Origin of the sequence: uncultured Ruegeria sp. (assembly GCF_947489545.1) — a bacterium.
GTDB lineage: Bacteria > Pseudomonadota > Alphaproteobacteria > Rhodobacterales > Rhodobacteraceae > Ruegeria.
Genome location: NZ_CANLDZ010000001.1, coordinates 500,976 through 514,090, shown reverse-complemented (window position 1 = coordinate 514,090; position 13,115 = coordinate 500,976). Strand labels below are relative to the sequence as shown.

The following is a 13,115-nucleotide window of genomic DNA, read 5'->3' as shown; positions in this document are numbered from 1 at the left end:
ATCGTGAGCGACCTGTTCGACACCGGGGAGACCGACGCCGTGCCAGCGCCCCATCGCCCTCTGGCCGACCGGCTGCGGCCACAAACGCTGGCCGAGGTCATCGGTCAGGAACAGGTTCTGGGTCCCGATGCGCCACTGGGTGTCATGCTCGCCTCGGGCAGCTTGTCCAGCCTGATCTTCTGGGGGCCGCCGGGCGTCGGGAAAACCACGATTGCAAGGTTGCTTGCAAAGGAAACCGATCTGCATTTTGTCCAGATCAGTGCGATTTTCACAGGCATACCTGATCTGAAAAAAGTGTTCGAGGCCGCAAAAATCCGGCGCCAGAACGGGCAGGGCACCTTGTTATTCGTTGATGAAATTCACCGCTTCAACAAGGCGCAGCAGGACGGGTTTTTGCCCCATATGGAGGATGGCACCATCCTTCTGGTGGGGGCAACGACAGAAAACCCCTCATTCGAACTGAACGCGGCGGTTCTGAGTCGATCACAGGTTCTTGTTCTCGAACGTCTCAACCTTGCAGACTTGGAACGCTTGACCCAGCGCGCGGAAAAAGAGCTGGATCGCGCTTTGCCCCTGGCACCAGCCGCACGCGACGCGCTGCAGGAAATGGCCGATGGGGATGGGCGGGCCCTGCTGAACTTGATCGAACAAGTTGCGGCGTGGAATGTCGAAACTCCATTGGACCCTGACGCGCTAGCCACAAGGCTGATGCGGCGTGCAGCCAAATACGACAAATCGGGCGATGAACATTACAATCTGATCTCGGCGTTGCATAAATCGGTACGCGGCTCGGACCCGGACGCAGCACTTTACTGGTTCGCGCGCATGCTGACGGGGGGCGAGGACCCTCGGTTTCTGGCCCGCAGGATCACCCGTATGGCGGTTGAAGATATCGGGCTTGCCGATCCTCAGGCCCAAGCGATTTGCCTTCAGTCGTGGGAGACATACGAACGCCTCGGCTCGCCCGAGGGGGAATTGGCACTGGCGCAGGCATTGGTCTATCTTGCGCTGGCGCCCAAATCCAATGGGGCGTATGTCGGCTACAAAGCCGCGATGAAACTGGCCAAGCAGTCGGGCAGCGAACCGCCTCCTAAACACATACTGAACGCGCCGACATCGCTGATGAAAGATCAGGGATATGGGGCAGGTTATGCCTATGACCATGAAGCTGAAGATGGGTTTTCTGGACAGAACTATTTCCCCGAAACCATGACGCGGCCCGTGTTGTACCAACCGGTCGAGCGTGGATTTGAGCGCGAGTTGAAGAAGCGGCTGGATTACTTTGCCAAGCTGCGCACGCAACGAAACAGCTAGTTAACTTCAGCCTGTTGGTCTTATCTTGAAACGTAATTTGTGGCCGAGTGGGTTAGCTTTTTCCCACAAGGTCACCGCGTTTTACGGAGGAGAGCTTATGGCCGTTTCGATAGATAAGGCGGAAGATGTTTGGACGATCCTTCATGATCGATCCGAAGTCAGAAACGCCGTTGATACAGAACATGCAAAAGCTCTGACGGATGCCTTTCTGGATTTCGAACAGAGTTCTGCCAAGGTGGCTGTGTTTTGGGGCAAAGGCGGCAATTTCTGCTCAGGTTGGGATTTGAAACTCGCCGCGACGCTGTCGGACCCCGAGGCACGTGAGGCGTATTTCAGAACGCGCGACTTTCCGATTGGTGCCGCGCCGTCCGCGCTTGGGCCGATGGGTCCCTCTCGATTGGAGCTGTCGAAACCCGTTATCGGCGCGATTGAAGGTGCGGCAGTTGCCGGTGGGATGGAGCTGGCCTTGTGGTGTGATATTCGAGTGATGGCGGAAACGGCGTTCATGGGCGTGTATTGCCGTCGTTGGGGGATTACCCTGATGGATGGCGGCACAGTACGGCTGCCGCGCCTGGTGGGGCAAGGCAAAGCACTTGAGATTGCCTTGACCGGACGCAAGGTCGAGGCAGATGAGTGTTATCAGATTGGACTTGCGGAGAAAGTGGTGCCGCATGGCGAAGCGCGCATCGCGGCCGAAGCGATGGCCAACGAGATTGCCAGATTTCCGCAAGCGGCAGTTCGGGCAGACCGCCGCTCGATCATCGAAACCCGTGGTCTGCCGGTACGCGACGCCCTCAAGGTTGAATGGAGCAATGGGTTAGAGGCGATCCGGCGCGAGGGCACGGCAGGTGCTGGCAGGTTCCGCGATGGGGCAGGGCGCGGCGGCGACTTTTCCAACATCTGAGACCATGATCTGACGGCGCTTGTCCTTGACTCTTTTGGCTTTGCGCGCGACAGACGCGCATGTTTTCAAAGACACTGACATCGGGACAGTCCGAGCGGGGCAGCCGCACGGTGCAAGGGGCAATGGCATGAGTGGCGTGCAGATGATTACGGTCGCAGAAGGTGATGGCGATCAACGCGTGGATCGGTGGCTGCGCCGCCTGTTCCCGCATGTCAGCCAGGGTCGCATCGAGAAGATGTGCCGTAAGGGTGAACTGCGCGTAGATGGCGGTCGGGCCAAGGCTTCGACCCGGCTAGAGGTCGGACAGGTTGTGCGGGTTCCACCCTTGCCGGATGCGGATCACAAGCCTGTTGAAGTGAAACGGCGGGTTTCTGAGGCGGATGCCAAGATGATTCAGTCTTGTGTCATCTACCGAGACGATCACGTCTTGGCGTTGAACAAGCCTCAGGGTTTGCCGGTTCAGGGCGGCAGTGGTCAAACCCGCCATGTTGACAGCTTGTCCGAGGCTTTGCGGTTTGGCTATGACGAAAACCCGCGCCTTGTACATCGTTTGGACAAGGACACGTCCGGGGTCTTGTTGATGGCCCGCACCCGCGAAGCCGCCAAAGGTTTGACAGCCGCCTTCCGGCACCGTGACACGCGCAAGATCTACTGGGCCTTGGTGGCCGGTGTGCCGACCCCCTATCTGGGGGAGATCAAGACAGGTCTGGTCAAAGCTCCCGGTCACGGCAAACAGGGCGAAGGCGAAAAGATGATACCGGTTCATCTGAGCGACCTTAACGACACGCCTGGCGCGAAACGCGCCCATACACTGTACGCCACACTGTATCGCGTTGCTGGTCGCGCGGCTTGGGTGGCGATGGAGCCGATTACAGGCCGGACGCACCAGTTGCGCGCGCACATGGCTGCCATTGGACACCCGATCATTGGGGACGGAAAATATGGTGGCTCGGGTCAGGAAAACATGGGCGACGGTTGGGGTGCTCAGCTGGGCGGGATCATCAGTAAAAAGCTGCATCTGCATGCGCAGCGCTTGTCCTTTCAGCATCCGACGACGCGCAAGTCGATCACAGTGACTGCGCCGCTACCTGATCATATGAAACACAGCTGGGACACGTTTGGCTGGACCGAGGATATGGCGGCCGACGACCCGTTTGAGGCGCTGCAATGAGCGCACCCTTGCGGTTGGTTCTGTTTGATGTGGATGGCACGTTGGTCGACAGCCAGGGCAGCATCGTCCACGCAATGACGGCCAGCTTTCAGGCTGCTTCCGTCGCTGCACCGGATCGTGAAGCGATTCTGTCGATTGTTGGATTGTCACTTCCACACGCGATGGCGTGTTTGGCGCCGGATCAGTCGACTTCGGTTCAGGAGGTATTGGTCGAGGGTTACAAACAGGCTTATTATGCCCATCGTCAGGAACTTGGCGCCGCCAGCTCTCCGCTTTATCCCGGCGCCAGAGAGGCTATTGAAACGCTGCACGAAACCCCCGAGATCCTTCTGGGTGTTGCTACCGGCAAATCTCAGCGCGGATTGGATGCGTTGATCGAGGCGCATGGGTTGGAGCAGTACTTTGTGACCCGGCAAGTTGCAGATCACCATCCGTCAAAGCCACACCCGTCGATGGTGCAGACGGCACTGGCGGAAACCGGTGTGTCAGAGGCGAATGCCGCGATGATCGGCGACACCAGCTTTGACATGGATATGGCGGCTGCTGCTGGGGTTACCGGCATAGGTGTGTCCTGGGGCTATCACGACAATTCTGCCCTGACCGCTGCAGCCTGTGTGATTGAAACCTTCGACCAGTTGCCCGCCGCGCTGGCCAATGTCTGGACTTGAACTCATGAGCGAGTGGAAACCGAAACGCTTTTGGACAGAAAGCGCAGTTCTAGAAGCCGAAGGTGGCCATACGGTTGAACTGGATGGCCGCCGGGTCAAAACCCCGGCCAGAGAAACATTGATCCTGCCGACCCGCGCCATGGCTGAGGCTGTCGCCGCCGAATGGGAGGCGCAGGACGAGGTTGTGGACCCAACCCTGATGCCGTTCACCCGCACCGCCAACGCGGCGATCGACAAGGTGCGCATTCAGCATCACGAGGTTGCTGAGATGTTGGCCGACTATGGCGATACCGATCTGCTCTGCTATCGGGCAACGCATCCCCAGGAATTGCAGAACAAGCAATCTGCCGAATGGGACCCGGCGCTGGATTGGGCGGCTGAAACGTTTTCCGCTCGGTTGGTACCTGTGTCCGGAGTTCTGCATCAATCACAATCAGATGAAGCCCTGGCAATTCTGCGACAGCGTGTTCACGCATTGGATGAGTTTCAGCTGGCTGCTTTCCACGATCTTGTCAGCCTGTCCGGGTCATTGATTCTCGGGTTTGCGGCGGCGATGGATTGGCGCGCGCCGGACGAGATTTGGCGCATTTCAAGGCTCGATGAGCTTTGGCAGATCGAACAATGGGGCCATGATGACGAAGCCCATGCCGTTGCCGAAACCAAGAAAACCGCGTTTTTGCATGCCAAGAACTTCTTCGACATATCGGTTTGATCCTTTCTGACCAAAAAATTGGCCGCATGAGCAAATCCATTGGGCTCGACCCATCGTTTTCACTGATCCAACCCTTGACGTTTGTTTATGAATGCGACCAAACTCATGCCCACTAAAGGGGAGACACCTTTGGGGTAACCTTTCTGGCATCCACTTGCCGGACAGAGCCGCCTCAATCAGGGGCGGAAAATCAGGAAGAGGTAAAAATGAAAAAATCCGTAATCTTGGGCGCGGCAACAGTTGCCGGTCTGGCCGCTGGTGCAGCCGTGGCAGGAACCGTCGACGACGTTAAGGCGCGCGGTACACTGAACTGCGGTGTGACCACAGGTCTGGTCGGCTTTGCAGCGCCTGACGCAAATGGCGAATGGCAAGGTTTTGACGTATCCGTCTGCCGTGCGGTTGCTGCGGCCGTTCTGGGTGACGCGAACGCTGTTGAATTTGTTCCGACCACCGGTAAGACACGCTTTACCGCGCTGGCGTCGGGCGAGATCGACATGCTGGCCCGTAACACAACCTGGACCTTCAGCCGCGACGTCGACCTGAAGTTCGAATTCGTTGGTGTTAACTACTATGACGGTCAGGGCTTCATGGTTCCCAAGGCACTGGGCGTAAGCTCGGCCAAGGAACTGGACGGCGCCCGTGTCTGCATCCAGACCGGCACCACCACCGAGCTGAACCTGGCCGATTTCTTCCGTGCCAACAACATCAGCTACGAGCCGGTTCCGATCGAAACCAACGCTGAAGCACAGCAGCAGTACCTGGCCGGTGCGTGTGACGTATACACCACTGACGCTTCGGGTCTGGCCGCAACCCGTGCCACGTTCGAAAGCCCGGATGAGCACGTGCTGCTGCCTGAAATCATCTCGAAAGAGCCGCTGGGCCCACTAGTCCGTCACGGCGATCACGAGTGGGGCGATGTTGTCCGCTGGACTCTGAACGCCATGATCTCAGCAGAAGAGCTGGGCGTCACTTCGGCGAATATCGATGAGCTGAGCGCTGGCACCGACAACCCGGAAGTCAACCGTCTGCTGGGCACCGAAGGTACCCTGGGCGAGATGCTGGGCCTGGACGCTGATTGGGCGGCACGCGCTGTTAAAGCGGGTGGTAACTATGGTGAAGTATTTGCCAAAAACATCGGGGAAGAAACTCCGATCGGTCTGGCACGCGGTCTGAACGCACAGTGGACCGATGGCGGTCTGCTGTACTCACCGCCGTTCCGCTAAGACATAAACGGAAGAGGGCGCGGGGCAACCCGCGCCCTCTTCCACAATAAACTGCTGCGGGCAGATGTAGAGCGGGGAAAACCTCGCCAGAATAAGTAGCCCGCAAGCTACGGGGATCCCAAAATATGTCGACTATGACTGACCCGCCGAAATCTGAATTTCGGCTGTCGATGCTCATAAACGATACCCGCTATCGCTCACTAACATTTCAGGTGATCGCGGCCATCGTTATTGCGCTTTGTATCTGGTATCTAGGCAACAACCTGATCCAGAATTTGAGAGCCGCAGGGCTCAATATTTCCTATTCATTCCTCGGCGACTCTGCCGGGTACGACATCAACCAGCGACTGGTCGAATACGACAGCCAATCCTCGCACGCACGTGCGGCTCTGGTTGGTCTGCTGAACACGCTGCTTGTCGCGTTTCTTGCCTGTATCACCGCGACCATCTTTGGTGTGGCCGCCGGTGTGTTGAGGCTTTCCAACAACTGGCTCGTGTCGAAACTTATGGCGGTCTACGTCGAGATCTTCCGGAATATTCCGGTGCTGATCTGGATCATCATCATCTTTACGATCATGACGGCCGTTCTACCTGCACCAAGCGCTTTTCGTGGCGAAAACCCGTCATCCAGCATGCTGTTCGACGCTTTTGCGTTCACCAACCGGGGTGCATATATACCGCGCCCTGAGTTCGCGAATGGGCTGTTCAGCTCAACAGCACTCAACTGGTTGCTGGTTATTGCGTTTCTGGTTGGGTCCTGGTTCGCCACGCGCGAAATCGAAAAACGCGCAACAAAGAAGCAGGAAGAGACCGGTGAACGGCCCAAGACGCTGGTTTTGAAACTGGGTGTATGGCTGGTGCCGTTTGCACTGCTGATGCTTGTGATGGGCCTGACCTGGAACATCCCGGAACTCAAAAGGTTCAACTTCAGCGGCGGCATCAATGTCGGTGGCCCGCTGATCGCGCTGTGGTTTGCACTGTCGATCTATACTGGCGCGTTTATCGCAGAAAACGTGCGCGCCGGCATTCAGGCCATCTCGAAGGGTCAGACCGAGGCCGCGGCCGCTCTGGGGTTGCGTCAGGGCCGGATCATGAACCTTGTGGTGCTGCCACAGGCGCTGCGTGTGATCATTCCACCATTGATTTCTCAGTATCTGAACATCACCAAAAACTCGTCGCTGGCGATTGCCGTGGGGTATGCGGATATCACTGCGACGCTGGGTGGCATCACGCTGAATCAAACTGGTCGCGCGATCGAATGTGTTCTGTTGCTGATGTTGTTCTATCTCACGGCTTCGCTGCTGATTTCGACGGTGATGAACTTCTACAACGCTTCCGTTAAGCTGAAGGAGCGCTGAGCCATGGCTGATCAAACAAACAATCCGATCGCGTTTGTGGCTGACGGGAACATCCCGGAGTCACCCCCTCCTGCCCGCGAAACGGGCGCGGTCAAGTGGCTGCGTGAGAACCTGTTTTCAGGCGTGGCGAACACGATCCTGACGGTTCTGTCGCTGATCCTGATCTATCTGCTGTTAAAAAACACGTTGCCTTGGATCTTTAATGGGGTCTGGAATGCGAATTCGTTGGCAGAGTGTCGCGAGATATTGGCGGGTAAAACCGGTGCGTGTTTCGCAGTTCTTGCCGAACGCTGGCCGCAGCTGATTTATGGCTTCAAATACCCCGTCGATGCCTATTGGCGTCCAAACCTGGCCTTTATCCTTATGCTGGTTGCGTTTGCTCCGGTTCTGTTCTTTGACCTGCCGCGCAAATTGCTGTTGTTCACAGCCGTCTACCCGTTCATCGCGTTCTGGCTGATCTGGGGTGGCAGCATCCTGGTACCGCTGGTTGCCCTGATCGGATGTGTGGTTGCAGGCGGCGTCTTCCAGAAATTTGGCAAGAACAGCTTTGCTGCGGGGTTCTTTGGGGCCATCGTTGTTGCATTGGTGATCTGGAACATCGGCGGCGCATTGATCCCTGAAAGCGCATCAGAAAATGCGTGGCTTTCACCCGTGCCCAGCCGTGATCTGGGTGGCTTCATGCTGAACATGATGCTGGGTGTGACCTGCGTGTCGCTCTCTGTGCCTTTGGGTATCGCGCTTGCATTGGGACGTCAGTCGAACATGCCGCTGATCAAGTGGGTCTGTGTCATCTTCATCGAATTCATTCGTGGCGTGCCTTTGATCACGCTGCTGTTTGTGGCTTCGGTGATGCTGGCGTATTTCTTCCCACCTGACAGCACGGTCGACCTGTTCCTGCGCGTCGTGATCATGATCACCATGTTCTCGGCCGCTTATATTGCCGAGGTGATCCGCGGCGGTCTGGCAGCCTTGCCGCGCGGGCAGTACGAAGCAGCGGACAGTCTGGGTCTCGACTACCCTCAGGCTATGCGGCTGATCATCTTGCCGCAGGCACTGAAGATCTCGATCCCTGGTATCGTGAATGTCGCAGTGGGTCTGTTCAAGGATACCGTGCTGGTCTCGGTCATCTCGATGTTCGACCTGTTGGGCATGATTCGCGGACCGATCCTGGCTTCGACCGAATGGAATGGCGTTTACTGGGAGCTGCTGGGCTTTGCCTCGCTCCTGTTCTTTGTCGTGTGCTACGGCATCTCACAATATTCGCAGTGGCTCGAACGTCGTCTTGCCACTGATCATCATTAAGGAGTTCAACACATGTCTGAACTTGCAATTGAACGTGAAATCGACCGCTCGAAAATGCAGGTGAGCGATGAAATCGCCATCGACATCAACGGTATGAACAAGTGGTACGGATCTTTCCACGTGCTGCGCGACATCAATCTGACCGTCAATCAAGGCGAGCGGATCGTGATCGCGGGCCCGTCGGGGTCAGGGAAGTCAACCCTGATCCGCTGCCTGAACGCGTTGGAAGAACACCAGCAGGGTTCTATCGTTGTGGATGGGATCGAGCTGTCGAATGACCTCAAGAATATCGACAAAATCCGGTCCGAGGTCGGCATGGTGTTCCAGCACTTCAACCTGTTCCCGCACCTGACCATTCTAGAGAACTGCACGCTGGCCCCGATCTGGGTGCGCAAGACGCCCAAGAAAGAGGCCGAAGAGCGCGCCATGCACTTCCTGGAAAAGGTGAAAATTCCCGAACAGGCCGACAAGTATCCCGGTCAGCTTTCGGGTGGTCAGCAGCAGCGTGTGGCGATTGCCCGAAGCCTGTGCATGATGCCGCGGATCATGTTGTTCGATGAACCGACATCGGCGCTGGACCCGGAGATGATCAAAGAGGTGCTCGACACCATGATCGAGCTGGCCGAAGAAGGTATGACCATGCTGTGCGTGACCCACGAGATGGGCTTTGCCCGTCAGGTCGCCAACCGCGTGATCTTTATGGATGCCGGTCAAATCGTGGAACAGAACGAACCCGAAGAGTTCTTCAACAACCCCAAAAGCGAGCGGACCAAGCTGTTCCTCAGCCAGATTCTGGGGCACTGATCCAGTTCAATATCAATGTAAGAAGGCGGGGCAGGTCCCCGCCTTTTTCTATTCCAGCAGTTCTCGCGGAATGACAAAGCCCAAAACCTCACCGCTGTGCCATTGGACATCGGCCCAATTGGCAACACCAAAGCGGATAACGGTCGTCGCACAGGTTGGATAATCGTGGAACCGTGTGTGGTTCGGAGCTTGTCGGACAATCTGCTTGGCAAATGCCGCGATCCCAGGATTGTGCCCCAGCATCAACACACAGTGCCCTGTGGCGCCCTTCAGGACGCATAGCATGTCATGGGGCCCGGCGTGATACAAACGGTGCGTGAAGCCAGTTGAGTTGGGCCGTAGCCCCATCCTGTCAAACGTTTCGCGTGTGCGGGCAGCGGTAGAACTGATAATCTCATCAGGGAGCCAGCTATTTCTTGTCAACCAAGCACCAATGGCAGGTGCCGATTTGCGCCCGCGTTTGTTCAAAGGACGGTCATGGTCTGATTGCAGCGGGTCATCCCAACTTGATTTTGCATGGCGTGTCAGGATCAAGGTGAGGCTCATGTCGGGTGAAACGCTTTCATGTGGTGGGCTGACTGTTCCGCAAGGCGGCCCGCGCTTTTACTGAGAGGGCAGGCCAATCGCACGGCACATCCACCTGTCATGCAGATTTGGCCCGCTGCCGAGCTCAGGTAATTGTGGCAGGCGTCGACATTGTAGAAACTCTTGGCGTTCAACGCGCCCACAGGGCAGGTCGTTGTGCAAGGCGCGTCGCACGTGGTGCAGGGTGAGGGTGCCGACGCGTCTGGTAGGTCAAATTCAGATAAGAAGTGAAGCGCGCCGCGAAACGAGATCATCATTCCTACTGTGTCATGCACCAGCGCCCCGACAGGGCTGCTGAACGTTCGCCCTGACTTAAGCGCCCAGTCGATGAACGGGGCATATGGTGGGCCGCCAAAGGGAAAATGAGCCTGCGCGCCTAGATTCTGAGCCATGTTTCCGATGACCCGCAAAGACCAACGGTCAACTGGATCCGGGCGTTGATCCATCCATTCGGGTGACGTCTTTAGCACGGGCCAGAATGCGCCAGCTGCGCCGAGCAAAATCAACGTACCAGACTCGAGGTTTCTGGCCTGTGTCGCGCGGGGGTGCAGCGCACCCATCACGATCAGCCCAGCCTCGTTGACGGCCTCTTCTATCCGGACGTAGGAAGAACCCGGATCTGGATCAAAGGCGGCCTTTGACTGCTCTACCATGCCCCCTCCGCGCGTTTTCGGCTTAGTCTGGCCGGATCAGTGACCCCGCGCCGTGTTCAGTAAACAATTCCAGCAATACCGCATTCGGCGCACGCCCGTCCAGAATGACAACCGCGCGCACGCCGCTGTGCAAAGCATCAAGCGCGGTTTCGGTTTTCGGGATCATCCCTCCGGCAATTGTTCCTTCACTCGTCATCTCGCGGATCTGTCCGGCTTTCAGTTCGGTCACCACATCACCGGCAGCGTTTTTGACGCCAGAGACGTCCGTCAGAAGCAGAAGGCGGTCTGCCTTCAAGGCCGAGGCGATTGCCCCCGCTGCTGTGTCGCCGTTGACGTTGAATGTTTCCCCGTCATTGCCAGCACCCAGCGGTGCGATGACCGGGATCACGTCATGTGAAAACAGATCATGCAAAACCTTTGGATCCATCTGCGCGGGTGTGCCTACGAACCCCAAAGAGGCATCCGTTTGTTCGCAGCTCATCAGATTGGCGTCTTTACCCGAAAGGCCGACAGCGGTGCCGCCCTGACGGTTGATGGCTTGAACGATACGTTTGTTAACAAGACCCGAAAGCACCATCTCAACAACTTCGACCGTGGCTTTGTCGGTGACACGTTTTCCATTTACAAACTCGGACTGGATATCAAGCTTGTCCAACATCGAGTTGATCATCGGCCCGCCACCATGCACGATAACAGGGTTCACACCGACCTGCCGCATCAGAACCACATCACGGGCAAAGCTCTCCATGGCTTCGTCACTGCCCATGGCGTGGCCACCCAGTTTGATGACGACAATGGCGCCGTCATAGCGCTGCAGGTAAGGCAGTGCGCTGTTTAGCGTGGCGGCAGTTGCGATCCAATCCCGGTTCATGTCTCTTGTCTTCATGGCTGTCAGTCCTCTGATCAACCCTGTTAGGGCCTTTAGAACGGGCTGCCAAGACCAGATAGCAGCAATTGCTGCAAAGTGGGGCCACGCCTGTTCAGCGCGGCCCGTTCCAGATCAGCTTAATGCCCGTTTCATTGCTGGAATATTGTTCAGGATCAACAGATCAAAGGCCAGAACGCCAAGCAGTGTCAGGCCGACCAACGGGAAGGCCATTGCCGTGAACAGTCCCGTCAGAACGGCACCTTTCCAAAGCGGCATTTCCACCGGTAGTGGTGGGGCCGCCAACCGTCCGGTGCTTCGAGGTCGACGTTTAACCCACATCACAACACCTGAGACGCAGACGAAGATCACCGACAAGCAGAACACCACGTTGAGCACAAAGTTCCACATGCCCATCAAACCCATGTGAAACGGGATACCCAGGGCCATACTTTTGCCCATCAGCGAGTAATCCTCATATCGCACATCTGCGAGGATCTTTCCGGTGTACTGATCTACGTGAACGGTGCGGTCACTTACCGGATCTGTTGTATCGCTGCTCATGCTGTCCCGGTTCAGTGTCCAGACCCCGCTGTCACCGTTGGGGTAAGCCACGCGGAAACGGCCCGTCATGTCGAGCGCGGTTCCAAGCGAAACGAGCGCGTCGATATCGATATTCGTACCCTCGGGCACCCCGTCAACACCTGCCTCAGATCCGGACGCGGGCATCGGTGTTTGCTCGAGCGCCCACGGGACGTCATTCTGATGCCCGTGGTTCATGCTGGCATGCAGATCATCCGACAACGGGACATTGTCCCATTTCTCGGCTGGAAAACTGCTCCAGGCCTGGACGAACATACCGCCCCAGACGCCGGCCCAGGACAAGCCTGAGATTAAGAAGACGACCAGCAACCCCGACATCCAGAACCCGACGACGGCGTGAAGCGACTTCCACAGCGCGCGTCCCCTGGCGCGGAGATTGGGCACAAACGCTGACATTGCGTTTCCACGCGGCCACCAAAGGTAGAGGCCGGTAAAAACCAGAACCAGGCTTAGCCCGGCAGCAATTTCGAGAATCCGGTCTCCGGTCGTTCCGATCATGAGGGATGAGTGAACGTTGTCTGCAATATCATACCAGCCAGCCCTGCGATCCCATATTTCCAGCACCTCACCAGCATAGGGATCCACGGCGACAAGGCGCTGACCGCCTTCCGTTTCGATGCGGAAAACAGTGGCCAGATTGTCTGCTTTTGGGCCAATCCACTCAACCACCGATCCCGGCACTTTGGTCAGAGCGACCTCGGCTTGTTGAGAAGCGGACAGGGCCATGCCCTGAACTTCGACGCTGATCTTTTCGCCATCACGGCCGTCAATTTGCGTGATGAACATCATCATCAACCCGGTTGCGGCGAGAATTGTCAGGAATGGGATCACAAATATCCCGGCGTAGAAATGCCACCTCCAGGCAGCAAAATAGAGTTTTTGCGCAGTACTGTTCTGCGCCGGGCTTTCACCCACAGTTTGGCCGTTCATTGCCATTTCAATCTCCAGATGCG

Annotated in this window: 13 protein-coding genes; 9 read left to right on the top strand and 4 right to left on the bottom strand. The window is 57.1% G+C overall.

What is annotated here, in order from left to right; genetic code table 11:
* Window positions 1-3 precede the first annotated feature (3 nt).
* From Q1B13_RS02440 to Q1B13_RS02400, 9 genes are all read left to right on the top strand, one after another.
* A complete protein-coding gene (locus tag Q1B13_RS02440; RefSeq protein ID WP_299077830.1) occupies window positions 4-1,314 on the top strand; it encodes a replication-associated recombination protein A in 1,311 nt (436 codons plus the stop codon).
* Between the two features lie 97 nt (window positions 1,315-1,411).
* The gene (locus Q1B13_RS02435; protein WP_299077827.1) at window positions 1,412-2,218 is read left to right on the top strand and encodes a crotonase/enoyl-CoA hydratase family protein; all 807 of its coding nucleotides are present in this window, start codon (window positions 1,412-1,414) and stop codon (window positions 2,216-2,218) included.
* 127 nt (window positions 2,219-2,345) lie between these two features.
* Window positions 2,346-3,389: an RluA family pseudouridine synthase gene (locus Q1B13_RS02430; protein WP_299077825.1), complete on the top strand. Its 1,044-nt coding sequence runs from the start codon at window positions 2,346-2,348 to the stop codon at window positions 3,387-3,389.
* The gene (locus tag Q1B13_RS02425; RefSeq protein WP_298937848.1) at window positions 3,386-4,057 is read left to right on the top strand and encodes an HAD-IA family hydrolase; all 672 of its coding nucleotides are present in this window, start codon (window positions 3,386-3,388) and stop codon (window positions 4,055-4,057) included. The genes Q1B13_RS02430 and Q1B13_RS02425 overlap by 4 nt, the downstream gene beginning before the upstream one ends.
* Window positions 4,058-4,061: 4 nt before the next feature.
* Window positions 4,062-4,769 (top strand): ATP12 family chaperone protein, encoded by a 708-nt coding sequence (locus tag Q1B13_RS02420; RefSeq protein ID WP_299077822.1) that lies wholly within the window; start codon window positions 4,062-4,064, stop codon window positions 4,767-4,769.
* Between the two features lie 206 nt (window positions 4,770-4,975).
* Entirely contained in the window at window positions 4,976-5,992 is a 1,017-nt protein-coding gene (locus Q1B13_RS02415; protein ID WP_298937849.1) for an amino acid ABC transporter substrate-binding protein, read from the top strand.
* A gap of 125 nt (window positions 5,993-6,117) precedes the next feature.
* Complete coding sequence (locus tag Q1B13_RS02410) at window positions 6,118-7,350, top strand: ABC transporter permease subunit (protein WP_299077819.1); 1,233 nt, start codon at window positions 6,118-6,120, stop codon at window positions 7,348-7,350.
* A gap of 3 nt (window positions 7,351-7,353) precedes the next feature.
* A complete protein-coding gene (locus Q1B13_RS02405; RefSeq protein WP_298937851.1) occupies window positions 7,354-8,652 on the top strand; it encodes an amino acid ABC transporter permease in 1,299 nt (432 codons plus the stop codon).
* Between the two features lie 12 nt (window positions 8,653-8,664).
* Window positions 8,665-9,456, top strand: a complete 792-nt coding sequence (locus Q1B13_RS02400) for an amino acid ABC transporter ATP-binding protein (RefSeq protein ID WP_298937852.1) — start codon at window positions 8,665-8,667, stop codon at window positions 9,454-9,456.
* Window positions 9,457-9,504: 48 nt separating this feature from the next.
* Here Q1B13_RS02400 and Q1B13_RS02395 read toward each other — a convergent pair whose 3' ends face one another.
* From Q1B13_RS02395 to Q1B13_RS02380, 4 genes are all read right to left on the bottom strand, one after another.
* Window positions 9,505-10,002, bottom strand: coding sequence for a histidine phosphatase family protein (locus tag Q1B13_RS02395; protein WP_299077816.1), 498 nt, complete (start codon window positions 10,000-10,002; stop codon window positions 9,505-9,507).
* A complete protein-coding gene (locus Q1B13_RS02390; RefSeq protein ID WP_299077814.1) occupies window positions 9,999-10,694 on the bottom strand; it encodes a ferredoxin in 696 nt (231 codons plus the stop codon). Before Q1B13_RS02390 ends, Q1B13_RS02395 begins: the two co-directional genes overlap by 4 nt.
* A 22-nt stretch (window positions 10,695-10,716) precedes the next feature.
* Window positions 10,717-11,580: an acetylglutamate kinase gene (gene argB, locus Q1B13_RS02385; RefSeq protein ID WP_299077811.1), complete on the bottom strand. Its 864-nt coding sequence runs from the start codon at window positions 11,578-11,580 to the stop codon at window positions 10,717-10,719.
* Between the two features lie 114 nt (window positions 11,581-11,694).
* A complete protein-coding gene (locus tag Q1B13_RS02380; protein ID WP_299077808.1) occupies window positions 11,695-13,098 on the bottom strand; it encodes a PepSY domain-containing protein in 1,404 nt (467 codons plus the stop codon).
* Window positions 13,099-13,115: the final 17 nt, after the last annotated feature.

Excerpts from the sequence above, each read along its gene's own strand:
- Q1B13_RS02425 (WP_298937848.1), top strand. The coding sequence starts at position 3,386 with ATGAGCGCACCCTTGCGGTTGGTTCTGTTTGATGTGGATGGCACGTTG.
- Q1B13_RS02390 (WP_299077814.1), bottom strand. The coding sequence starts at position 10,694 with ATGGTAGAGCAGTCAAAGGCCGCCTTTGATCCAGATCCGGGTTCTTCC.
- Q1B13_RS02415 (WP_298937849.1), top strand. The coding sequence starts at position 4,976 with ATGAAAAAATCCGTAATCTTGGGCGCGGCAACAGTTGCCGGTCTGGCC.
- Q1B13_RS02395 (WP_299077816.1), bottom strand. The coding sequence starts at position 10,002 with ATGAGCCTCACCTTGATCCTGACACGCCATGCAAAATCAAGTTGGGAT.
- argB (WP_299077811.1), bottom strand. The coding sequence starts at position 11,580 with ATGAAGACAAGAGACATGAACCGGGATTGGATCGCAACTGCCGCCACG.
- Q1B13_RS02410 (WP_299077819.1), top strand. The coding sequence starts at position 6,118 with ATGTCGACTATGACTGACCCGCCGAAATCTGAATTTCGGCTGTCGATG.
- Q1B13_RS02420 (WP_299077822.1), top strand. The coding sequence starts at position 4,062 with ATGAGCGAGTGGAAACCGAAACGCTTTTGGACAGAAAGCGCAGTTCTA.
- Q1B13_RS02400 (WP_298937852.1), top strand. The coding sequence starts at position 8,665 with ATGTCTGAACTTGCAATTGAACGTGAAATCGACCGCTCGAAAATGCAG.
- Q1B13_RS02405 (WP_298937851.1), top strand. The coding sequence starts at position 7,354 with ATGGCTGATCAAACAAACAATCCGATCGCGTTTGTGGCTGACGGGAAC.
- Q1B13_RS02430 (WP_299077825.1), top strand. The coding sequence starts at position 2,346 with ATGAGTGGCGTGCAGATGATTACGGTCGCAGAAGGTGATGGCGATCAA.
- Q1B13_RS02380 (WP_299077808.1), bottom strand. The coding sequence starts at position 13,098 with ATGGCAATGAACGGCCAAACTGTGGGTGAAAGCCCGGCGCAGAACAGT.
- Q1B13_RS02435 (WP_299077827.1), top strand. The coding sequence starts at position 1,412 with ATGGCCGTTTCGATAGATAAGGCGGAAGATGTTTGGACGATCCTTCAT.